At 74.7% G+C, this 21904-nt stretch carries 21 protein-coding genes and 1 pseudogene; 12 read left to right on the forward strand and 10 right to left on the reverse strand.

Going from position 1 to position 21904, the window contains the following annotated elements:
- Positions 1 to 17: 17 nt before the first annotated feature.
- Positions 18 to 179: a hypothetical protein gene (locus ACZ55U_RS19235; protein WP_465527328.1), complete on the reverse strand. Its 162-nt coding sequence runs from the start codon at positions 177 to 179 to the stop codon at positions 18 to 20.
- A gap of 277 nt (positions 180 to 456) precedes the next feature.
- On the opposite strand from ACZ55U_RS19235, the gene ACZ55U_RS19240 reads away from it, so the two are divergent.
- Entirely contained in the window at positions 457 to 1665 is a 1209-nt protein-coding gene (locus tag ACZ55U_RS19240) for a beta-ketoacyl-[acyl-carrier-protein] synthase family protein (RefSeq protein ID WP_465527329.1), read from the forward strand.
- A 1-nt stretch (position 1666) separates the two neighbouring features.
- On the opposite strand, the gene ACZ55U_RS19245 is transcribed toward ACZ55U_RS19240, so the two are convergent.
- Genes ACZ55U_RS19245 through ACZ55U_RS19260 form a run of 4 tightly spaced genes read right to left on the reverse strand, consistent with a single transcriptional unit; the run spans position 1667 to position 4869 of the window.
- Complete coding sequence (locus ACZ55U_RS19245; protein WP_465527330.1) at positions 1667 to 2077, reverse strand: PIN domain-containing protein; 411 nt, start codon at positions 2075 to 2077, stop codon at positions 1667 to 1669.
- Complete coding sequence (locus ACZ55U_RS19250) at positions 2074 to 3030, reverse strand: hypothetical protein (RefSeq protein ID WP_465527331.1); 957 nt, start codon at positions 3028 to 3030, stop codon at positions 2074 to 2076. The genes ACZ55U_RS19245 and ACZ55U_RS19250 overlap by 4 nt, the downstream gene beginning before the upstream one ends.
- 59 nt (positions 3031 to 3089) lie before the next feature.
- The gene (locus ACZ55U_RS19255) at positions 3090 to 3503 is read right to left on the reverse strand and encodes a PPOX class F420-dependent oxidoreductase (RefSeq protein ID WP_465527332.1); all 414 of its coding nucleotides are present in this window, start codon (positions 3501 to 3503) and stop codon (positions 3090 to 3092) included.
- A gap of 31 nt (positions 3504 to 3534) precedes the next feature.
- Positions 3535 to 4869, reverse strand: a complete 1335-nt coding sequence (locus tag ACZ55U_RS19260) for a D-alanyl-D-alanine carboxypeptidase family protein (RefSeq protein ID WP_465527333.1) — start codon at positions 4867 to 4869, stop codon at positions 3535 to 3537.
- A 167-nt stretch (positions 4870 to 5036) separates the two neighbouring features.
- Between ACZ55U_RS19260 and ACZ55U_RS19265 the strand changes: the two genes are divergently transcribed.
- A complete protein-coding gene (locus ACZ55U_RS19265; RefSeq protein ID WP_465527334.1) occupies positions 5037 to 5234 on the forward strand; it encodes a hypothetical protein in 198 nt (65 codons plus the stop codon).
- Between the two features lie 119 nt (positions 5235 to 5353).
- On the opposite strand, the pseudogene ACZ55U_RS19270 reads toward ACZ55U_RS19265, so the two are convergent.
- Positions 5354 to 6127: pseudogene (locus ACZ55U_RS19270) on the reverse strand (TetR/AcrR family transcriptional regulator); the annotation flags it as partial.
- An 81-nt stretch (positions 6128 to 6208) separates the two neighbouring features.
- Here ACZ55U_RS19270 and ACZ55U_RS19275 point away from each other — a divergent pair.
- The 3 genes from ACZ55U_RS19275 (at position 6209) to ACZ55U_RS19285 (ending at position 11872) form a co-directional block, all read left to right on the forward strand.
- A complete protein-coding gene (locus ACZ55U_RS19275; RefSeq protein WP_465527335.1) occupies positions 6209 to 7060 on the forward strand; it encodes a siderophore-interacting protein in 852 nt (283 codons plus the stop codon).
- Between the two features lie 275 nt (positions 7061 to 7335).
- Positions 7336 to 10752: a S8 family serine peptidase gene (locus tag ACZ55U_RS19280; protein ID WP_465527336.1), complete on the forward strand. Its 3417-nt coding sequence runs from the start codon at positions 7336 to 7338 to the stop codon at positions 10750 to 10752.
- A 136-nt stretch (positions 10753 to 10888) separates the two neighbouring features.
- Entirely contained in the window at positions 10889 to 11872 is a 984-nt protein-coding gene (locus ACZ55U_RS19285) for an alpha/beta fold hydrolase (protein WP_465527350.1), read from the forward strand.
- Between the two features lie 43 nt (positions 11873 to 11915).
- On the opposite strand, the gene ACZ55U_RS19290 is transcribed toward ACZ55U_RS19285, so the two are convergent.
- Positions 11916 to 12179: a nuclear transport factor 2 family protein gene (locus tag ACZ55U_RS19290; protein WP_465527337.1), complete on the reverse strand. Its 264-nt coding sequence runs from the start codon at positions 12177 to 12179 to the stop codon at positions 11916 to 11918.
- Here ACZ55U_RS19290 and ACZ55U_RS19295 point away from each other — a divergent pair.
- Entirely contained in the window at positions 12157 to 12714 is a 558-nt protein-coding gene (locus tag ACZ55U_RS19295; protein WP_465527338.1) for a TetR/AcrR family transcriptional regulator, read from the forward strand. The genes ACZ55U_RS19290 and ACZ55U_RS19295 overlap by 23 nt on opposite strands.
- Here the strand turns inward: ACZ55U_RS19295 and ACZ55U_RS19300 are convergent.
- From ACZ55U_RS19300 to ACZ55U_RS19310, 3 genes are all read right to left on the reverse strand, one after another.
- A complete protein-coding gene (locus ACZ55U_RS19300; RefSeq protein WP_465527339.1) occupies positions 12703 to 14130 on the reverse strand; it encodes a vWA domain-containing protein in 1428 nt (475 codons plus the stop codon). The genes ACZ55U_RS19295 and ACZ55U_RS19300 overlap by 12 nt on opposite strands.
- Entirely contained in the window at positions 14127 to 15008 is an 882-nt protein-coding gene (locus ACZ55U_RS19305; protein WP_465527340.1) for an AAA family ATPase, read from the reverse strand. The genes ACZ55U_RS19300 and ACZ55U_RS19305 overlap by 4 nt, the downstream gene beginning before the upstream one ends.
- 218 nt (positions 15009 to 15226) lie before the next feature.
- The gene (locus ACZ55U_RS19310; protein ID WP_465527341.1) at positions 15227 to 15898 is read right to left on the reverse strand and encodes a Tat pathway signal sequence domain protein; all 672 of its coding nucleotides are present in this window, start codon (positions 15896 to 15898) and stop codon (positions 15227 to 15229) included.
- A 518-nt stretch (positions 15899 to 16416) separates the two neighbouring features.
- Between ACZ55U_RS19310 and ACZ55U_RS19315 the strand changes: the two genes are divergently transcribed.
- The 6 genes from ACZ55U_RS19315 to ACZ55U_RS19340 all read left to right on the forward strand — a co-directional run bounded on the left by ACZ55U_RS19315 (position 16417) and on the right by ACZ55U_RS19340 (position 21800).
- Positions 16417 to 17145 carry a TetR/AcrR family transcriptional regulator gene (locus tag ACZ55U_RS19315; protein ID WP_465527342.1) on the forward strand — a complete coding sequence of 243 codons (729 nt, stop codon included), beginning with the start codon at positions 16417 to 16419 and terminating at the stop codon, positions 17143 to 17145.
- A gap of 188 nt (positions 17146 to 17333) precedes the next feature.
- Positions 17334 to 17990, forward strand: coding sequence for a DUF6230 family protein (locus tag ACZ55U_RS19320; protein WP_465527343.1), 657 nt, complete (start codon positions 17334 to 17336; stop codon positions 17988 to 17990).
- Between the two features lies 1 nt (position 17991).
- Positions 17992 to 18525 carry a DUF6114 domain-containing protein gene (locus ACZ55U_RS19325; RefSeq protein ID WP_465527344.1) on the forward strand — a complete coding sequence of 178 codons (534 nt, stop codon included), beginning with the start codon at positions 17992 to 17994 and terminating at the stop codon, positions 18523 to 18525.
- 293 nt (positions 18526 to 18818) lie between these two features.
- Positions 18819 to 20072, forward strand: a complete 1254-nt coding sequence (locus tag ACZ55U_RS19330; RefSeq protein WP_465527345.1) for a globin domain-containing protein — start codon at positions 18819 to 18821, stop codon at positions 20070 to 20072.
- A gap of 127 nt (positions 20073 to 20199) precedes the next feature.
- Entirely contained in the window at positions 20200 to 21171 is a 972-nt protein-coding gene (locus ACZ55U_RS19335) for a GlxA family transcriptional regulator (RefSeq protein ID WP_465527346.1), read from the forward strand.
- Positions 21171 to 21800, forward strand: a complete 630-nt coding sequence (locus ACZ55U_RS19340; protein WP_465527347.1) for a DJ-1/PfpI family protein — start codon at positions 21171 to 21173, stop codon at positions 21798 to 21800. The genes ACZ55U_RS19335 and ACZ55U_RS19340 overlap by 1 nt, the downstream gene beginning before the upstream one ends.
- Positions 21801 to 21904 lie beyond the last annotated feature (104 nt).

Below are 21904 nucleotides of genomic sequence, written 5' to 3' on the forward strand. Positions count from 1 at the left end.
GGCCCCGGTCACGGCGCTCACCGCATCCCGCCCATGTCGTGCCCGACCATCCCGGGCGACGATCCGCCGCCGCCGCTCGGCCGCAGCCCGGGCGCCACCGGCCCCACCTGACGGCCCACCGCGTAGGCCACCACGAACACCACCACCAGCAGCAGGACGAACCCCGCCAGCACACTCAAGGGCCGGACTCCCGGCGACTTCGCACTCACGCCCCAGCAGTCGGACGGGGCGCCGTGATGGTTCCCGTACGGCCGGAAGTTCTCCGGGTACGGAGCGGGGGAGCACCCGGGCCGCCGTACCGCATCGGAGGAACCCTACAAACCCTGCGCGGGGGAATCCGTCAGGAGCCGTACCTGGTGGCCGTCAATTCCCCTGGCAGGGTGGCAGATGCCAAGAGCGACTTCCGGCCGGTCCCGGTACGGGAGCTGTGCTCTGCCAACAAAGGAGGGCTGCCAGATGAACGCAGTGGTGACCGGTTTGGGAGCCACCACGCCGCTCGGCGGGGACGTCGCCTCGACCTGGGCCGGGCTGCTGGCCGGAGAGTCCGGGATCAGCGCGATCGAGGAGGAGTGGGCGGCCGGCCTGCCGGTGCGGATCGCCGGCCGGCTGCGGGTCGACCCGCGCGAGGTGCTGGACCGGGTGCAGGCCCGCCGGCTGGACCGGTGCGAGCAGACAGCGCTGGTCGCCGCCCGCGAGGCCTGGGCGGACGCCGGGCGGCCCGAGGTCGAGCCGGAGCGGCTGGCCGTGGTCATCGGCACCGGGACGGGCGGTGCGCTCACCATGCTCGGGCAGGACGACGTGCTGGAGGCCTCGGGCGTCCGCAAGGTCTCCCCGCACACCGTCCCGATGCTGATGGCGAACGGGCCGGCGGCCTGGGTGAGCATCGAACTCGGCGCGCGCGGCGGTGCCCACACCCCGGTCAGCGCCTGCGCGTCCGGGGCCGAGGCGATCGCGATGGGCCTGGACCTGATCCGGCTGGGCCGCGCCGACGTGGTCGTCGCCGGGGGGTCCGAGGCGTGCGTCCACCCGCTCCCGCTGGCCGGGTTCGCCCAGGCCAAGGCCCACTCCACCCGCAACGACGAGCCGCAGCGGGCGTCCCGGCCCTTCGACGTCGACCGGGACGGGTTCGTCATCGGCGAGGGAGCCGCCCTGGTGGTCCTGGAACGGGCCGAGTTCGCCGCCGCGCGCTCCGCCCGGGTGCACGCGGTGCTGGCCGGCGCGGGCGTCACCTCCGACGCCCACCACATCACCGCCGCCCACCCGGACGGTCAGATCCGCGCGATGCGCCGGGCCCTGGCCGAGGCGGGCCTCGCGCCGGGCGACATCGGGCTCGTCCAAGCCCATGCGACGTCCACCCCCTCGGGGGACCTCACCGAGGCCGAGTCGGTCCGGGCGGCCGTCGGCCGGCACCCGGCCGTCACCGCCACCAAGTCGATGACCGGCCACCTGTTCGGCGCGGCCGGCGCGCTGAGCGCCCTCGCCACCGTGCTCGCCGTCCGGGAAGGCGTCATCCCGGCGACCGCCAACCTCGACCGGCTCGACCCGGCGATCGACCTCGACGTGGTGGCCGGACGCCCGCGCCACGGCGCCGTCACGGCCGCGCTCACCAACTCCTTCGGCTTCGGCGGCCACAACGCCTCGCTGGTGTTCACCCCGGCAGGTTGAGTCAGCGGCGCACGCTGCGCGGCCCGGTCACCCCGGCGCCCAACGCGCCGACCCGGGCCCGCAGTTCGCGGTCGGCGGTGACCACCAGGCAGGGGCGCCGCGGCGCCTCGGCGCGGGCCGTCCGGACCAGTTCCACGATCCGGTCGTCCCCGCTACCGGCCGCCTCGACCACCCGCACCCCGGGCACCCCGGCGACGCCCCGGGCCGCGCCCTCCACCACCAGGACCACCTCCGAGGGCTCCGGACGCTCCGGCACGCCCCGTACGGCGACGGCGACCAGCGCGTCCCGCAGCCGCTCGGTGGCGCCCCGCCGGTCCCGCCACCAGCCGTCCGGGACGGAGCCGACCACGTTCGCGCCGTCCACCACCAGCAGGGGGAGCGGCGCGGCCTCGTTCCGTTCCCCGGCCGTCAAGCCCGCCACCCGGGGCCGGTCCGGCGGACGGGGTGGCCGGAGGGGTCGGTGGTGAGCCAGGAGCCGTCGCCGAGCGGCCGGATGTCGTCCGGGCCGGTGCCGTGGGCCTCGAACTCGCCCCGGACGCGGCCGGAGCGGGCGTCCACGCGGTAGCAGCGGAACCACTCCTCCTCGTCCTCGGTCTCGCCGACGAGGGTGGCGACCAGGGTGTCCGGGGTCAGGTGGCCGCCGCTCCACTCCAGGACGACGTCCTCCGGGTCGTGCCCGAAGTCCTCGACCGTCAGGGTGAACAGCACCTCGCCCCCGGGGAAGGCGTGGAGGGCGAGATCGGTCTGCCCGTGGTCGACGGTCAGGAAGCGCTGCCCGTCGGGCGACAGGTCGATCAGGCAGCGGTCGTCCCAGGGGTACCGGACGAGTTCCATCCGGCCCCCGGCCGGCGAGCCCAGGTAGACGGTCGTGCCGTCCTGCCCTTCGCCCACGCCGAGCAGCACCTGACCGCTCGCCGGGTGCACCAGCTGCACCCCGCCGTGGCCGGCCGTGTCCAGGTCCGCCCGGGCGAGGACGGCCCCGGTCGCGGCGTCCAGCGCGACCCACTGGTCCGGCCGGCCCCGGCCGGCCATCTCATCGGGCCGGTACACCCACACCACCCGCCCGTCCCAGGACAGCGCGCAGGCGGGGTGGTGGCCGAAGGCCCGGCCTGACTCCGGCTCGAAGCGCGAGCGCCAGAGTTCGGCGCCCTCCGCCGTCAGGCAGACGACCGCGTCCGGCGTCGTGTAGTACGCGTGCCGGTGGTCGGCGGCGACGGCGTGGGCGGTCACCTCGTCCCCGGCCGCGGGCCGGAAGACGACGGCGGGGGACAGCACGCCCACCGCGTCGGCGTCCAGGGCGTAGGCGTGGAGGAGACCGTCGACGAGCCGGGTGGTGGGCCGCAGCGGGCTGGGGGAGGAGGCCATCCCCGGAGGCTACCTGACCGGACCCGGGCCGCCGGACCACCCGGGGAGGCGCCGGCAGGTCAGTCCGCCAGGGTGATCCGGATGCCCACGGTGCCGCGCTCGCCGCGCCGCAGCCGGCTGCCGAGCAGGGTGAGCACGCCGAGCAGACCGTACTTCTGACGCAGCAGGGTGCGGTACGCGGCGGTGCGCTCGGGGCCGAGGACCTCGGCGGTGGCGGGGTACTGCTCGCCGGTCGGCCTGCCCTTGACGTCGCACGGGCCGACCAGCACGTCCGCGCGGTTGCGGATCCGCTTGACCTTCCAGGAGTCCGCGACGGTCCAGACGCCGAGCGCCTCGCCGTCGCGCACCACCCAGACCGGGGTCGGCACGGCGGTGCCGTCCTTCTTGTACGTGGTGACGAGCAGGTAGCTCCCGGAGGAGAGCCGGACGATCCGGGCGAGCCGGTCCGCGGCGGAGGGGTCGGGCGTGGTCATGGCCGGAAGTGTACGGCCGACGACAGGGCGCTCAACGCGGCGGCCGGGCCGCACGGGCACGGGCGGTGCGCAGCAGGGCGCGGGTGCGGCGGGCCAGCCGGCGGTGGCCGCGCCCGCCGATCCCGGTGGCGCCCCCGACGGCGGTGGCGCCGCCCCCGGGGTACGCCGGCTCCGGCAGGGCGGGGGCGGCGCGGCGCCGGGCGGTGACCCGGGCGGTGGCCCAGGCGGCCAGGCCGGTGCCGAGCGCGGCGGCCGTCCACAGGGCGGCGGCGAGGCCGGAGCCGGAGCCGGAGCCGCCGACCGCCGGGCGGGACCACGGCGGCAGCTGGTCGGCGGCCTCCGGACCGTCCTGGGCCCGGGCGGTGGGGGAGGGCGCGGCGGTGTCCTCGACCAGCTTGCCGACCGGCTGGACCTTCCCGGCGGCGGCGAAGCCCCAGTCGAGCAGGCTGGCGGCCTCGTCGTAGACGGTGCCCTGGGCCTCCGGGTGCATCACCGTCACCAGCAGGGTGCGGCCGTCGCGTTCGGCGGCGCCGGTGAAGGTGGCGCCCGCGTTGGTGGTGTAGCCGTTCTTGACGCCGATCAGGCCCGGGTACTTGCCGAGCAGCCGGTCGGTGTTGGCGATGTCGAAGCTGGTGCGCCGGCCGGTGGTCTTGTCCATCCCGCCGGGGAAGCGCGCGGTGCGGGTGGAGCAGTAGGAGCGGAAGTCGGCGTTGCGCAGTCCGGCCCGGGCGAACAGGGTGAGGTCGTAGGCGGAGGAGACCTGGCCGTCCATGTCGTAGCCGTCGGGGGAGACGACCTTGGTGTCGCGGGCCTGGAGCGCCCGGGCGCGCTCCTGCATCTCGCTGACGGTCCGCTGGATGCCGCCGTTCATGTGGGACAGGACGTGGACGGCGTCGTTGCCGGAGCTGAGGAAGACGCCCCGCCAGAGGTCCTCGACCCGGTAGGGCATGTCCTCCTTGACGCCGACCAGGCTGCTGCCGGCGCCCAGGCTGGCCAACTCGGCCGGGGTGACCTTGTGCTCCAGCGAGCGGTCGAACTTGGGCAGCACGGTGTCCGCGAACAGCATCTTGAGGGTGCTGGCCGGAGGCAGCGGCAGATGGGCGTTCCGGGCGGCCAGCACCTCACCGGTGGCCGCGTCGGCGACCAGCCAGGACCGGCCGGTCAGCTCGGACGGCAGCGCGGGCGCCCCGGCCAGCGGCGCGACCTGGACGGCCGAACGGCCGAGCCGCTCCCCGCCGACGGGGGTGACGGAGTCCTGGGCGAGGGCCGCCGGAGCGGCCACGGCGAGCACCAGGGCGGAGGCGGCGGCGCCGGCCGCGGCCCTGGTGGCGGAAGGTTTCTTCTGCGCCGCGTAGGTGGGGAGCACACGGCGAACGTACCCGGGCCGCCGCCGGGCCGCCGGACCTGCTGCTCCGTCCGGAGCCGCGCGGGGAGCGAACGACTTTGGTGGCGCTCGCCCGCACCGATTTGGTGGCGCCCGCCCGCACCGAAAGGCGGATGTCCGGCCCGGGGCGGCTTCCTACGCTCGGGAGCATGAAGACCCTGCTCGGCTACCTCGGTTTCGTGTTGATCGTCGGCGGCGCCTCCGGACTGGTGTCCGGCTGGATCGCCGGCTTCCGGCTGTTCGGGTTCGTCCGGTTCCTGGTGCCGGAGGGCCACGAGACCGCCGGGTACGCCGTCCTGATGGCGCTCGGCGTCCTGCTGGCGATCCCGGCCGCCCGCCGGGGTTAGCCCGCCGAAGGCCCCGACTCCGGAGCCTTGGCCGCCGAAGGCCCGGTCTCCGAAGGCTCGGTCTCCGAGGCCGCCGGCGCCGAAACCTCCGAAGGCTCCGAAACCTCCTGAACCTCCGAAGCCGCCGAAGCCGCCGAAGGCTCCGCCGTCGCGATGCCGTCGAGCAGGACGGCGAGCCCGCTGCGGAACGCCTCCCGGTGGCCGTCCTCCGGGGAGCCGTCGCCGGCCCCCCGCAGGGCGGTGAGCAGGGGGAAGCGCTCCGCGAAGTCCGGTGCCAGCTCCGCCAGCCGGGCCGACCGGGCGGACCACCAGTCCTCGTCGGTGACCCCGGTCGCGGCCGCCGCGCCGCGCGCGTCGGCGGTGGCGGCGGCCAGCCCCCGGACGAACTGCCAGAGCGCTGCGACCGCCCCGCGCAACCGCCGCGGCGGCAGGCCGGCCGGTCGCAGCGCCCCCAACAGCGCCTCCATCGCGGCGAGTTCGGCCGGGCCGAGGACCGGGCGGGCCTGTGAGACCTGGAGCACCCAGGGGTGGCGCAGGTAGCAGGCGTACAGCTCCTCGGCCCAGGCCGTGACGGCCTCACGCCAACCGCCCACCGCCGTCCGCCCGGTGGGGAGTCCGGCCAGCGCCCGGTCGTGCATCAGGTCGAGCAGTTCGGCCTTGCCGGGCACGTAGGTGTAGAGCGCCATCGCGGTGCGGCCGAGCCGCTCGCCGACGGCGCGCATCGACAGGGCGGCCATGCCCTCGGCGTCGGCCACCTCGATCGCGGCGGACACGATCGCCTCCACCGTCAGGCCCGGCCTGGGGCCGCTGCGCCCGGTACGGGGCTCCTCGGGCGCGCCCCAGAGCAGGGCCAGTGAGCGCTGGGCGTCGCCCTGCCCGGCGTAGACGGTCATCCGGCATCTCCTTATGGCGTAAAGTATCGCTGCCACGGCAACTCTTTATGCCGTAAGGTTACCAATCGGAGGGGTTTCGCGATGACACTGCCCGTCACCTTCGTCGAGGTCGTCGAGGTCCACCGGATCACGCCGCGCACCGCCCGGATCACCTTCGCCGCCGAGGAACTGCCCGACACCGTCGGCGGCACGCCCGACCAGCAGCTCAAGCTCTGCTTCCCGCGCCCCGGCCGGCGCGAGCCGCTGCTGCCCGCCCGGCAGGACGACCCGATGGGCTGGTACCAGGCCTACCTGGCGATCCCCGAGGCCGAGCGCCCGCTGCTGCGCAGCTTCACCCTGCGCCGCCGGCGGCCCGGCACCCGGCTGATCGAGATCGACTTCGTGCTGCACGGCGACACCGGTCCGGCCGCCGCCTGGGCACTGCGCGCCGCGCCCGGGGACCGGCTCGGCATGGTCGGCCCCTCCGCGCTGTACGGCCCGGCGGTGCCGTTCACCGAGGCCGCGGCCGCCGCCGACTGGGTGCTGCTGGCCGGGGACGAGACCGCGCTGCCGGCCATCGCGACGCTGGTCGGGGCGCTGCCCGAGGGGACGCGGGCACACCTGTGGATCGAGGTCGCCGACCGGATGGAGCGTCAGCAGCTGGACAGCCGCGCCGAGCTGGAATTGGCGTGGCTGCACCGCGACGGCGCCGCCCCGGGCACCGTGCTGGCCGAGGCCCTGCGGCGGGCCGCCCTGCCGGGCGGGGAGCCCTTCGCCTGGCTGGCCGGGGAGGCGGGCGCGGTCCGGGCGATCCGGCGGCACCTGGTCGAGGAGCGGGGGGTGCCGAAGGCGAGCATCGACTTCACCGGCTACTGGCGCCACCGGCTCACCCAGGACGACGCGCCGACCGCCGAGGACCTGGCGGACGCCCGGGAGCGGTCGGCCGGGTACTGACCCGGCCGGTTCGCCGTCCGGCCGACCCGGTCCGACCAGGGCCGATCGGCTGAAACATGCCGATTCGGCCCGATATCCTCCGTGAATTTTACTGATTGATGGTCAACTTTACTTTCTGATGGGGATTTACCCTCTTGTCGTGATCCTCTCAGGTGCGTTGGAATGCGTCAGCTCTTTCATTTGACGAGAGGATTTACATGATCGGCTGGCGGAAAACCCAGCTAGCGGCCGCCGTCACGGTCACCGCCGCGTCCATGGTCCTGAGCCTGGGAACCATGGCCACCGCGGCTCCGGCCCCCGAACCGCAGGACGCCCGGGCGGCGTCCGCGGACGGGCCCCCGGTACCGGTGATCGTGATCCTCAAGGACCAGATCGCGGACGCCCCGGCCGACCACGGCCACCTCGGCGTCCGGCAGCAGAAGGCCGCCGCCGCGCAGGCGCCGCTGCTGGACGAGGTCAAGGCGGCCGGCGGTACCGATGTCAAGACGTTCGTGGTCGGCAACGCCTTCTCGGCCAAGGTCAGTCCCGCCCTGCGCGCCCGGCTCCAGGCGGACCCGGCCGTCTCCGCCGTGGTGGCGGACACCCAGGTCCAGGTCGCCCCGCCGGCCGCCGGCCAGGCGAAGGCGGCCAAGGAGGCCGCCGCCGGTGCCAAGGCGCCCAGGAACGCCACCGCTCCGCAGGCCGTTTCGGGCAGCAACGGCCAGGGCTCCGAGGAGAACGCCACCAACACGGTCTGCCCCTCCGATCCGGGCAAGCCGCTGCTGGAGCCGGAGGGCCTGTACTCGACCCGGGCCGTCACCGGCAACGGCAAGCCCGGCGTGGAGGACCTGGCCACCGGCAAGGGCGTCAAGGTCGCCTACATCGCCGACGCGCTCGACCCGAACAACCCGGACTTCATCCGGGCCGACGGCTCCCACGCCGTCGTCGACTACCAGGACTTCGCGGGCGACGGCTGGGACGCGCCGAGCGGCGCGGCGGAGGCCTTCGGCGACGCCTCGGCGGTCATCGCCCAGGGCCGCCAGGTGTACGACGTCTCGAAGTTCGTCAACGCCTCGCACCCGCTCCCGGCCGGCTGCAACATCCGCATCCGCGGCCTCGCCCCGGACGCCGACCTGGTCGCGCTGAAGGCCGGCGGCGAGATGATGTCCAACTCCTCGATCCTCCAGTCGATCGACTACGCGGTGCGGGTCGCCCACGTGGACGTCCTGAACGAGTCCTTCGGCGGCAACGTCACCCCGGACAGCGGCGCGCACGACACCATCTCGCTCTTCAACGAGCAGGCCGTCAAGGCCGGTGTCACCGTGGCCGTCTCCAGCGGCGACGCCGGCATCAGCGGCACCGTCGGCACCCCGGCCACCGACCCGTACGTGATCGCGGTCGGCGCCTCCACCGACAACCAGAACTACCAGCAGACCGGCTACGCGGCCTCCCAGTTCTCCAACAGGACCTGGAGCGACAACCGGATCTCCGCGCTCTCCTCGGGCGGCTTCACCCAGGCCGGCCGGACCGTCGACCTGGTCGCCCCGGGCGAGTCGGACTGGTCGGTCTGCACGCCGGACCCGGCCAAGTACACCGAGTGCACCGGCTACAACGGCCAGCCCTCGCCGATCCAGCCGTTCGGCGGCACCAGCCAGTCCGCCCCGTTCGTCACCGGCGCCGCGGCCCTGGTCATCCAGGCCTACCGCGACACCCACGGCGGCGACTCGCCCTCCCCGGCGCTGGTGAAGAAGTTCCTCACCGGCACCGCCACCGACCTCGGCGTCCCGGCCGAGGAGCAGGGCGCCGGCCTGCTGAACGTCCGCGCCGCCGTCGAGGCCGCCCGCGGCTACGACGACGGCGACGGCACCCCCGGCGCGAAGACCGTCGTGGTCAACACCGGCCAGGTCGACATCGCCGGCGCCCCCGGCTCGACCCACACCGCCGACGTGTCCGTCACCAACACCGGTGACAGCACCCAGACGGTGAGCGCCGCCACCCGCCGCTTCGCCCCGCAGTCGGCGAACCAGCAGACCGTTCAGCTGGACTCGGCCTCGGCGGACACCTTCAAGTACGCGACCAACGGCGCGGACTGGGTGCAGAAGCAGGTCAAGTTCACCGTCCCGGCCGGCGCCGACCGCCTCGCGGCCTCGATCGCCTGGCAGGGCGCGCCCAACCCGGTCTCCAACGGGCCGGTGGTCCGCCTGACGCTGCTCGACCCGTCGGGCCGCTTCGAGACCAACACCCGCCCGCAGGGCGGCGCCACCCCGGCGAACTTCGGCCTGGTGGACGTCCCGCACCCGGTGGCCGGCGAGTGGACCGCGGTCCTCTACACCCCGGCGGGCAAGGCCGGGTACACCGGCGCCGTCCAGCTCGGCACCGCCACCCAGCGCGCGGTCCCGGCCGGCGCCGTGAGCCCGAGCACCACCGACCTGAAGCCGGGCCAGACCAAGACCCTCAAGGTCCAGCTCACCACCCCGGCCACCAGCGGGGACTCCAGCGAGGCCGTCGTGGTCTCCGGCTCCGGCGGCAGCACCACCAGCGTCCCGGTCACGCTGCGCAGCCTCGTCCCGGTGAGCAACGGCAAGGGCGGCTTCACCGGCACCATCACCGGTGGCAACGCCCGCAACGTCTCGCCGACGCAGAGCTTCTCCTACGCCTTCGACGTCCCGAAGGGCCAGAAGGACCTGCGGGTCGGCCTGACCGTCGCCAAGGACCCGAAGCTGCTCATGCAGGGCGCGCTGATCAGCCCGAACGGCACGCCGATCGACATCGAGGGCAACGGGCTGTTCGACGCCAAGGGCACCCTGACCGGCACCGGTAGCGGCGTCTCCGCCACCGCCGTCAACCCGGCGGCGGGCCGCTGGCGGTTCGTCCTGAACGTGCTCGGCCCGGTCAGCGGCCAGGAGCTCTCCCAGGACTTCACCGGCACCGTGGAGTTCAACCGGAACCAGGCCACCGCGGCCGGGCTGCCGAACGACCCGCGCACCAGGCTGGCGGCCGGCAAACCGGTCACCGTCCAGGTGAACTACACCAACAACACCGTCGCCACCCAGCGGATCGCGGCCGACGGCCGGCTGGACCGCCGGGTCGACCTGCCGCTGGTGCCGCAGGGCGCCTCCGCGACCGTCACGCTGCCGCTGAGCCTCGACTCCACGGTGCCGTCCTTCCTGGTGCCGCCGGGCACCGACCGCCTCAGGACCGTGGCGGCGTCCTCGACGCCGGCGCAGGTCGAGATGAGCGGCACCGCCGGCTCGCCGGACCTGTTCGGCGACCTGACGAAGGCCCAGAACGGCTCGACCGTCTCGGTCGCCACCGACAACGGAACCGCCGAGCAGCCGATCGTCCCCGGCACCTGGAGCACCTTCGTCCAGCAGATCGGCCCGTTCGGCAACGCGGGCGCGCCGGCCGGCACCTCCACCATCACGGCCACCGCGCACACCCAGGCCTTCGACCCGGCGCTGACCTCCAGCACCGGTGACCCGTACGCCGCCTCGGTGAACGCCTCGGCCCCGGCCGCCGCCCCGGTGACCGTCGCCCCCGGCGCCACCGGCTCGCTCCAGGTGACGCTGACCCCGACCGGCCCGAAGGGCAGCACCGTCAAGGGCGTGCTGTACCTGGTGTCCGGTCCGACCGGCGTGGCCACCGCCAACAACGCCCTGAACACCACCGGTTCGGTGCTCGCGGCGATCCCGTACAGCTACACGGTGAACTGACCGACCGTCAATTCCCCTGGTGTCGAGGCCGCTCCGGAACCCCGGAGCGGCCTCGGTCGTTTCCCGGGCGACGGCGATCGGTGGGGTTCCGGTGCCGGGCGGGTGGGCAGGGTCGGGAGTGGACGTGGCCGAACGGATGGGGAGTTGCGAGTTGAACGACGCGATCAGGCACCACGAGGTCGAGGTCAACGGCGTGCGGCTGCACTACGCGGAGCAGGGCGAGGGGCCGCTCGTCCTGCTGCTGCACGGCTTCCCGGAGAGCTGGTACTCCTGGCGCCACCAGTTCGCGCCGCTCGCCGAGGCCGGCTACCGGGTGGTCGCGCCGGACCAGCGCGGGTACGCCCGCAGCGAGCAGCCCGAGCGGATCGACGCGTACACCGTGCTGCACCTGATGGGGGACATGACCGCGCTGATCGGCGCGCTGGGCGGGGGCCCGGCGGTCGTGGTCGGGCACGACTGGGGCGCGCCGCTGGCCTGGGGCCTCGCGGCGCTGCGGCCGGACCTGGTGCGCGGGGTGGCCGGGCTGAGCGTGCCGCCGCTGCCGGCCGGGCCCGGCGCTCTGTCGACGGCCCGGGAGACGTTCGGCGAGGGCTTCTACCAGATCTACTTCCAGGAGCCGGGCCGGGCCGACGCCGAGCTGGCGGCCGACGTGAAGTCCAGCCTGCGGCGGATCTACTGCGGCCTGCGGCCCGACGGCGGGCCGCAGGTCTGGGTCGTCCCCGAGGGCAAGAAGCTGCTGGACACCGTCCCGGAGCCGGAGCACCTCCCGGAGTGGATCACCGACGCGGACCTCGACGTCTTCGCCGCCGACTACGCCCGGCACGGGGAGCGCGCCTTCACCGGGGGCCTCAACTGGTACCGCAACATCGACCGGAACGCCGAGCTGATGGCGCCGTTCACGGGCGTGCGGATCGACGTGCCCGCCCTGTACGTCGTCGGCGAGCGGGACCTGGTGAACGCGATGATCGCGCCGGAGACGGTGGAGTGGCTGCTGACGCACCTGACGCCCAGGCTGCACCGGCACGTCCGGCTCCCGGAGACGGGGCACTGGACGCAGCAGGAGCGTCCGGCCGAGGTGACGGAGGCGCTGCTGGACTTCCTGGCGCACCTGGACAAGTAGCCGGTGGCGCCGGTCGCGGGACGGCCGCGACCGGCGCCCGTGCTCAGTCGAGGGGGCCGCGCAGGGCGTCGCGCAGGGCGGCGGACTCCAGTGGGTTGCCGTAGTCGCGAGAGGAGACGATCAGCCCGTCGACGACCCGGACGACGTTGATGTAGCCGAGGCTGAACGGCTCGCCGGTGGCGGTGATCCGCCCGTGCACGCGGAACTCGGCGATCACGACCTCCGGGTCGGCGGTCTCGTGCAGGGTCACGTCCTCGACGGCGTGGAAGCTCCACAGGCCGGCGGTGGCCGCCGACGCGCGCCGCAACCGGGCCAAGGTCCTGGCGGCGGCCCGTGAGGCCTTCACCGCCGAGGGCCTGGCGGTGCCGCTGGACGAGATCGCCCGCCGGGCCGGGGTCGGGGCGGGCACGGTGTACCGTCACTTCCCCACCAAGGAGGCGCTGTTCGAGGCCGTCGTCACCGACACCCTGGAGACCCAGGCCGAGCGCGGGCGCGCGGCGCTGGGCGGGGACGGCCCCGGCGAGGCGCTGTTCGCCTTCCTCGCCGAGCTGGTGGCCGAGGCGGCGGTGAAGATGGACCTGGCCGACGCCCTGGTCGGCGCCGGCGTCGAGCTGGGGCCGGGCACCTTCGAGGCCGCCGGGCGGCTCCGCGAGGTGCTCGGCGAACTGCTGGAGCGGGCCCAGCGGGCCGGCGCGGTGCGGGCCGACATCGGCGCCGGGGACCTCCAGGCGCTGATCGCCGGGGCCGTCGCGGCCGAGCGCCGGGCCCCCGCGGGCTCCCGGCCCGGGCGGCTGACCGGCGTCCTGTGCGACGGGCTGCGGGCCGACCGGCTACACCGGTAGCAGCCGGGCGATCAGTTCGCCGAGGCGGCGGGCGTTGCGGCAGGAGTGCATCTCCACGACGCCCGCGTAGGCGAGGGCGGCGGAGTCGCCGGTGGGCCAGAGCGCGGGCTGCTCGGGATTGAGCCAGAACACCCGGCGGGCCCGGGCGTCGATCCGGCGCAGCGCGTCCAGGTTGGGGTCGCGGTGGTTGGTGCGGGCGTCGCCCAGGACCAGCACGCAGGTGCGCGGGCCGACGGCGTCCAGGTGGAGGTCGGCGAACTCGCCGAGCGCGGAGCCGTAGTCGCTGTTGCCGTGGTAGCCCGTCACCCCGGCCTCGGCGAGGATCCGGGCGGCCAGCCGTGCCGGGTCGTCGCCGCCGCGCAGCAGGCCGGTGACCTCGGCGGTGCGGTTGACGAAGGCGAACACCCGGACCTTGCTGAACTGTTCGCTCATCGCCTGGACCAGCAGCATGGTGAAGTCGGCGAAGCCCGCCACCGAGCCGGAGACGTCGCACAGCAGCACCAGCTCCGGGCGGGCCGGGCGGCGCAGCCGGTACGCGGGGCGCAGCGGCACCCCGCCGGTGGTGAGCGAGCGGCGCAGGGTGCGGCGCAGGTCGATCTCGCCGCGGGCGGCGCGGCGGCGCCGGGCGGCCAGCCGGGTGGCGAGCTTGCGGGCCAACGGGTGGACGGTACGGCGCAGTTCGGCGAGCTGGGTGCGGCCGGCGTAGAGGAAGTCGACCAGGTCGGCGGTGGGGGCGACGGCCCGTTCGGCGATCCGCTCGGGGCCGCGCAGCTCGGCGACCCGGCGGCGGGCCTCGCCGGCGGCCATGGCGCGGAAGTCCCGGATGCGGCGGCGGACCTCGTCGGCGAGCACCCGGTCGGAGAGGTCGACGGCGCCCGGGTCGGCCTCGCGCAGGGCGGCGAGGACGCGGGCGAGCAGGGTCTCGGGGGAGAGCCGGCCGAGGGCCTGCTGGGCGGACCAGCCGTCGGAGCCGGGCGAGGAGCCGGTGCCGTAGCGGCCGAAGGCCTCCACCACCTCCCCGGCCAGCCGAGCCTGGGCGGCGCGGTCGTCGGCGGCCAGTGCGGCGGCCAGGCGCTCGCGCAGCCGCTCGCGCAGCGGGTCGGGGCGGCCGAAGCGGGGCGGTTCCGGGTCGTCGGGGACGGGCGGCGGGTCGGCCCGGACGGCCTCGGGGGTGCCGACGCCGAGCGGGAAGAACAGGTCGAAGGCGGCGTCGAAGACCGTCCGCCCGCTCTCCGAGCGCAGCAGGGCGGCGGCGAGGCCGGCCCGCACCTGCTCGCGGTCGTCGAAGCCGAGGACGTCCAGCACGGCGGCGGCGTCCACCGTCTCGGCCGGGCCGATCGGCAGGCCGTGCCCGCGCAGGGCGCGGACCAGGCCGGTGAGGCGGGCGGCGGTGTCCGCCGGGGCCGGGGTGGTCATGCGAGGGTGAGCTTCCGGGCGGCCTTGCGGACGTCCTCCTGGTGCTTGAGGATCACCCCGAGGGTGTCCCGGACGACGGCCTCGTCCAGGGTGCCGGCGCCGAGGGCCAGCAGGGTGCGGGCCCAGTCGATGGTCTCGGCGACGGACGGCGCCTTGCGCAGGTCCATGGCGCGCAGCGCGCCGACGATCCGGACCAGCGACTCGGTCAGCGCCGCGTCCAGGCCGGGCACCTTGAGCCGGACGATCCGGCGCTCCAACTCGGCCTCGGGGTAGTCGAGGTGGAGGAAGAGGCAGCGGCGGCGCAGCGCCTCGGAGAGCTCGCGGGTGGCGTTCGAGGTGAGCAGGACGAAGGGGCGGCGGCTCGCGGTGATGGTGCCCAGCTCGGGGACGGTGACCTGGAAGTCGCTGAGCACCTCCAGCAGCAGTGCCTCCACCTCGACGTCGGCCTTGTCCATCTCGTCGATCAGCAGCACCGTCGGCTCGTCGCCGCGGATCGCGGTGAGCAGCGGGCGGGTGAGCAGGAACTCCTCGCCGAAGATGTCGGTGCGGGCCTCCTGCCAGCCCTCCTCGCGGCCGGCGGTGATCCGCAGCAGCTGCTTGGCGTGGTTCCACTCGTAGAGGGCACGGGCCTCGTCGATGCCCTCGTAGCACTGGAGGCGGACCAGCCGGGCGCGGCCGATCTCGGCCACCGCCTTGGCGAGTTCGGTCTTGCCGACTCCGGCGGGGCCCTCGACCAGCAGGGGCTTGCCGAGCCGGTCGGCGAGGAAGACGGTGGTGGCCACGGCGGGGGAGGCCAGGTAGCCGGTGGCGGCCAGTCGTTCGGCGGCGTCCGCCACCGAGGTGAAGAAGCCCGTGCCGTGTCCGTCGCTGCCGCTCATCAACCCGCCCCGTTCCGGTTCGCCGTCTCCGTGCGGCGCCACCCTACCGGCCGGTCACTTCGCTGTCTCGGGGTGCGGCCGGTGGCGTCGGGCGCGGTCCGGCGGCGTACGGGCGGGCGTGGCGGGCGCGGTGCGGCGGCGTACGGCCCGGTGGGGGTGCCGTACGCCGCCGTCGTCATGCCGTCATGCCGGCACGGCGGGCCGCTCGTGCCCCGGCGTCAGTTGACGAAGAGGACCGGCTGGCCGGGCGCGGTGACGTCGACGACCGGGCCGTAGGTGGCGCTGAAGTACCCCGTCGAGAAGCACAGGCTGGAGCCGGTGACCAGGGTGAACGGCTGGGCGGAGAAGCCGATGGTGTTGCCCGTGTTCGAGGTGGTGCCGCTGATCCCGCTGGTGTTCTGGTACACGCAGTTGACGCTGCCCAGGATGGTGTTGAGCACCACGGTGGTGCCCAGCGCGCCGGAGGCGCCGGGGGTGAGCGAGACCGGGTTGCCGGGGGCGTCGCTGACCGTGTTGACCCACGGCAGGTTGTTGACGGTGATGCTCTTGACGCCGGTGACACCCACGACGTTGGAGGTGCAGGAGCCGAAGTTCTGGGTGTTGAGCTGCTCGGTGGCGCTGCCGGGGGCGGCCGGGTTGGAGGTGACGGTCGCCGAGAAGGAGGAGGTGGCACACTTGACGCCACTCGTCCCGGTGGCGCTGTTGTAGAAGGTCGCGTAGGTGCCGGACACCAGGTTGGCGGACAGCACGTCGCCGACGGCGACGGCCGGGCCGGACGGGCTGCCGGTGGTCAGGACCGCCGGTCCGGCGGCCTGGGCGGGGGCCACGGCGGCGCCGGTGAGGGCGAGCGAGGCGAGGGCGGCGGTGGCGAGGGTGCGGCTGATGCGCATGAGGGTGCCTCTCTCCGTCCAGCGGACGGGTGGGGGAACCCCCGCGTGCGGGTGTGGTGGTGTGCACGGCGGGGGGAGGTGCAGGTCGTACCGGGGGCTTCGTACCGGAGGGGTTCGTACCGGTTGCCCCGGCCCAGGCCGAGGGGCGGGCGGGCCCGGCGCCACGGGCCCGTCCGTGCGGTACGGCGGTGCGGACGTACGCGGAGTGCGCGTACGGCGGTGCGGCCTTGCGGTGGTGCGACGGTGCGGTGGTTCGGCCTCGCGGACGGACGGCGGCGTGGAGCGCCGCGGCACTGCGCCGTTCGGTCGGGGACGTGCGGTGCCGTGGCGGCACGTCGACGGCTGCCACCGTCGCGGTCCCGCCTCCGCTGTGGTCCCGTGGCCTGGGCGAACGCCCGGGCCCGACGGAGCCCCCGGAGGTCCGACCGGTGGAGGCGTGCTGGCCCACCGGTTGGAAACCTGTCAGTGTTGTAAACCCGGTGTTCCGCCAATGTCAATACAGGACACAGGAGTTGGTGATGGATCGGAAACACCTCCGCGGAGCCGACGTGGCGCTGCTGCCGGGTGCCCGGACCGGCCGTGATCCGGCCCGCTCGATCAAACCCGGGCCGCGTCGGCTGCCCGCCGGCGTGGTCGCCGCGACCCAGCGCGAACGGCTGCTGGACGGGCTGGTGCGGACGGTCGCCGAACGCGGCTACCAGCACGCCACGGTGAGCGACATCTGCCGCGCGGCGGGTGTGACCAGGCCGGTCTTCTACGAGCTGTTCAGCGGCAAGGAGGACGCCTTCCTGGCCGCGCACCGGTACGGCACCGGCGTGGTGATCCGGCGGATGGCGGCGGCCTTCACGGCCGAATCCGACTGGTGCCGGGGGATCCGCAAGGCGCTCGGCGTGATGCTGCAACTGCTGGCCGGAACACCGGCGTTCGCCACCATGGCGGTGATCGAGATCGAGGGGGTCGGCCCGGCCGGCCGGCGTGAGCGGGCGCAACTGCTCACCAGGTTCCGGACGTTCTTCGCCGAGGTGCCCCAACTTCCGGGCGGGGTCGAGTCGAAGGAGCTGGTGGACGCCGTGGTGGGCGGGGTCTACAGCGCGGTCTACCGGTGGATCGACTCCGGCCGGACGGATCAACTCCTCGATCTCCTCCCGGTGTTGAGCATGTTCTGTCTGTCCCCGTTCCTCGGGCCGGCGGCGGCGGCCGAACGGCTGGGGGTGCGGGACTGGCCGCAACGTGTCGCGGATTGGTGAAGAAACCTTCGCGCACCTGTATTGACCCGGCCAATACCGGGCAGTAGCTTCCCAGTTACTTACCGCGCGCCGACCAGGCCCGCCCCGCTGCCGAGGGGCCGGCGGTCCGGTCGCGCCGGGGAACGCTGTCCGCGCCAGGGCAACGTGCCAAGTGCCTGCACACCCATCTCCACCCACAGGGAGCACACATGGCCATGTCCGAGGACGCCGCCACGGCGGCCGAGACCCCGCAGACGCCGAGCGGGCCGAGAAGGGGCCGGGTCCGGATGAAGCGGACCGCCCTGATGGCGGTACCGGCCGTCGCGGCCGGGGGAGTCCTGATGGCACTCACCGCGCAGGGCGTGCTCGCCGCCCAGTTCTCCATCTCCGGAATGCCGTTCACCATCACCGCCGACAAACTGGACGGCGAGGGCTTCGCGCAGTTCGGCGCGCTGGACTCGATGATCCCCGACAGCCCCAACGCCGGCTCCACCGGCGGACAGGTGCTGGTCGCGGTGTCGGCGATCAAGAAGGCCGAGATCACCAACCTCTGCCAGAGCGTCGACCTCGGCGGCATCAACCTGCTGATCCGCGCGGGCGACAAGGGCACCCCCGTGTCCGCCTCCGACCTCACCACCGACTCCGACCTGCTCTCCGGCAACGCGGAGTTCAAGAACATCGAGATCGGCGGCGACGCCAGCACCTACACCAAGGCCGGACCGGTCGGCAAGGGCAACCCCGGCGTCTTCGGCCAGCAGGCCGACCACGTCACGCTGACCAACCTGAACCAGCACAACTACGCGAGCACCGCCGTCGGGTTCAAACTGCCGAACCTGCGGCTGAGCTTCAGCTCCACGGGCTGCTGACATGGCGGAGTCCGTACCGGAGCCGGCCGACACCGGCGAGGGCACCGCGGTCCGGGCCGAGGGGGTGGCAGCCGAGGGGACGGCGGCCGCGCCCGTCGCCCAGGCCGTCGCCGCCCCCGACGCCGGTCCTGCCGCACGCCCGGTCAAACGCGACTGGCGGGGCAAGCGACCGTTCTGGGGCGGACTGCTGGTGACGCTCGGCGGTGCCGAGATCCTGTTCACCCTGAAGGCCCCGCTGCCCGTCATGCTGCACATCGGGATGCAGGGGCTGGCCGGGTACCTGGTGCCGGCGGTGATGGTGCTGTGCGGCCTGCTGATCCTGTTCAACCCGGCTCAGCGGCTGTTCTACTCCTTCGTCGCCGTGCTGGCGTCGCTCGGCACCTGGGTCACCTCCAACCTGGGCGGCTTCGTGATCGGGATGCTGCTCGGGGTGATCGGGTCCTGCCTCACCTTCGGGTGGCTGCCCGACCAGCCGCTGCGCCAGGGCCGGCAGCGGCGGCTGGAACGCCGGGAGGCGCGCCGGGCGGGAGTCTGACGGCGGTGCCCCGGGTCCTGGTGGTAGGAGAGCGCCAGGGCGCGGGGCGCCCTTCCGTCGTGCCCGCTCCGCCGCCCGCCCCGCCGCCCGAACCGCCGTCCGGTACGCCGCCCGAACCGCCGTCCGGTCCCGCTCCCGTGCCCGTCCCCGCCCGAGTGTCCGGATTCGCACCCCGGCGGCCGGGAACCGTTCCGTCACGCCCGTCACATCCGCAAGGGGTCGTTGGTCCCGGGTCCGTCCGGGGCGATCGGCCCTTCTCGTGTTCGACGGCTCGGCAGTTCACTGGGCGGGACATGGACAACAGCAGCAGCATCAGCACTGGCACCGCCACCGCCACCGCCGAGTACGACCGCCTGATCGCCCGCCATCACGCGATGCGCCTGCGACGCCAACTCCTCGCCCCGTCCGCGTCCGGCGGCGGCGACTTCGGGTACGGCGCCTACGGCGAGGACGGCGGCTACGACGGCGCCGCCGACCAGCACCTGATCCGGCGCGACCTCGACGTGATCTCCCCGCTCGCGGACCTGATCGACCACCTCTACCTGGTGATGTTCAGCCACCGCCCGTACCTGCGATCGCTCTTCCCCGCCTCGATGGAGTTCCAGCAGCTCCACCTGGAGCGGATCTTCCACCACCTGATCGACAACCTCCACCGCCCGGCCGAACTGGAGCGGACGCTGCGCCAGCTCGGCCGCGACCACCGCAAGCTGGGCGTGCGCCCGGTGCACTACGAGGCCTTCGAGGAGTCCCTGTGCGCGGCCGTGCGGCACCGGGCCGGCGAGCGCTGGACGGAGGAACTGGAGGGCGCCTGGGTGCGGATGCTGCGGTTCGCCGTCGGCGCGATGGTCGCCGGCGCCGACTCGGCGCTCACCGAACCCCCGTACTGGCACGCCGTGGTGACCGGCCACGAGCGCCGCCGCCCCGACCTCGCCGTCGTGCGGGTGCGCACCGGCGAGCCCTACCCGTACCGGGCCGGCCAGTACGGCACCGTCGAGCACCCGGCGCTGCCGCACACCTGGCGGCAGTACTCGATGGGCTGCGCCCCGCGCGCCGACAACGAGCTGGAGTTCCACGTCCGCCGCACCGGCCCCGGCGGGGTCAGCGCCGCGCTCGTCGAGCACACCTCCGTCGGCGACCGGCTGCGCCTCGGCCCGCCGCGCGGCAGCCTGATGCCCGACGGGGACCCGCGCGACCTGCTGCTGGTCGCGGGCGGCACCGGCCTCGCCCCGATGAAGGCGATCATCGAGGAGCAGACCGCCCACCGGCCGACGGGCCGGATGGTCCACCTGTTCGTCGGCGCCCGGGACCGCGCGGACCTCTACGACTGGCAGGCGCTCTCCGAACTCGGCCTGCACAAGCCGTGGTTGACCGTCACCCCGGTCACCGTCGGGGAACTCGCCGGCACCGTCGCGGCGGCCGGCGACTGGCGCGACCACCTGGCCTGCGTCACCGGTCCGATCGGCATGGTCGGCTCCGTGCGCACCCGGCTGGCGGCGGCGGGGCTGCCCTCCACCCAGATCCGCTTCGACCAGGCCCTGTACCGCTGACCCCGGCTCCCGAGAGAGCCCGCCGCCCGCCGGCTCCCGGGCGGCCCCGCCCCGCTCCGCGTCCGATGGCAGGAAAGGTGGGGAACAGGTCATTGCTGCCACCGCGGCCCGCTGCCAGGCTGGCCGCATGAGAGCGCGCCACGTGGTCATCGTCCTCTTCGAGGGCGTCCAGAGCCTCGACGTGACCGGGCCCCTGGAGGTGTTCGCGGGGGCCGCCAGGGCCGGCGGCCCCTCGGGGGCGTACCGGGTGACCACCGCTTCCCCCGGTGGCTCCCCGGTGCGCACCCAGAGCGGACTGCGGCTGCTGCCGGACGCGGACCTCGCCGAGGTCGCTGCGGCGCACACCCTGCTGGTTCCCGGCGGGGAGGGCACCGGCTGCCCCGACACCGCCCTGGTGGCGGGCATCCGGGACCTGGCCGACCGGGCCGAGCGGGTGGTGTCGGTGTGCACCGGCGCCTTCCTGCTCGCCGAGGCCGGGCTGCTGGCCGGGCGCCGGGCGACCACGCACTGGGCGTACTGCGAGGAGCTGGCCCGGCGGTTCCCGGACGTGGAGGTGGTCCCGGACCCGATCCACGTCCGGGACGGGCACGTCGCCACCTCGGCCGGGGTCACCGCCGGGATCGACCTCGCGCTGGCCCTGGTCGAGGAGGACCTCGGGCGGGACACCGCGCTGCTGGTCGCCCGTCACCTGGTGGTCTTCCTGCGCCGGCCGGGCAACCAGGCCCAGTTCAGCACCCAGCTGGCCGCCCAGGTGGCGGTCCGCCGGCCGCTGCGCGAGGTCCAGCGGTGGATCGCCGAGCACCCGGAGGCCGACCTGTCGGTCGAGGCCCTGGCCGACCGGTCGGCGCTGTCGCCACGGCACTTCGCCCGCGCCTTCACCGCCGAGGTGGGCGTCACCCCGGGCCGGTACGTGGACGGGGTCCGGCTGGAGGCCGCCCGGCGGCTGCTGGAGGACACCGACGACGGCGTCGAGCAGATCGCGCGCTCCTGCGGCTACGGCACCCCGGAGGCGATGCGGCGCGCCTTCGTCCGGGCCCTGGCCGCCCCGCCCGCCGAGTACCGCCGCCGCTTCCGTCCCGAACCCATCGGAGGTCACTGATGCGCGTCGCCGTTCTGCTGTACGACGAGTACACCGCCCTGGACGCGGTCGGCCCCTACGAGGTGCTGTCCCGCATCCCCGGCGCCGAGGTGGTGTTCACGGCCGCCCGGCGCGGGCCGCTGCGCACCGACATGAAGAGCCTGGCGCTCACCGCCGACGCCACGCTGGACGAGGTGGACTCGGCCGACGTGCTGCTGGTGCCCGGCGGGCCGGGGACTCCGGCCCAGCTGACCGACCGGGCCGTGGTCGAGTGGGTGCGCGCGATCGACGCGACCACCACCTGGACCACCTCGGTCTGCTCCGGCTCGCTGCTGCTGGGCGCGGCCGGGCTGCTGGAGGGGCGCCGGGCGACCTCGCACTGGATCTGCCTGGACCAGCTGTCCACCTTCGGGGCGCGACCGACCGGCAGCGAGCGGGTGGTGGTCGACGGCAAGTACGCGACCGCGGCCGGGGTCTCGGCCGGGATCGACCTCGCGCTGACCATGACCGGCCTGATCGCCGGGGACACCGTCGCGCAGGCGATCCAGCTGACGATCGAGTACGACCCGCAGCCGCCGTACGCGTCGGGCTCCCTCGCGAAGGCGTCCCCCGAGGTGGTGGCGAAGGCCAGGCAGCTGCTGCTGGGCTGACGCCCGGCCGGGGGGGGGGGGGGGGGGGGGGGGGGGGGGGGGGGGGGGGGGGGGGGGGGGGGGGGGGGGGGGGGGGGGGGGGGGGGGGGGGGGGGGGAGGGGGG

The sequence above is a fragment of the Kitasatospora sp. NPDC034533 genome (assembly GCF_055575155.1).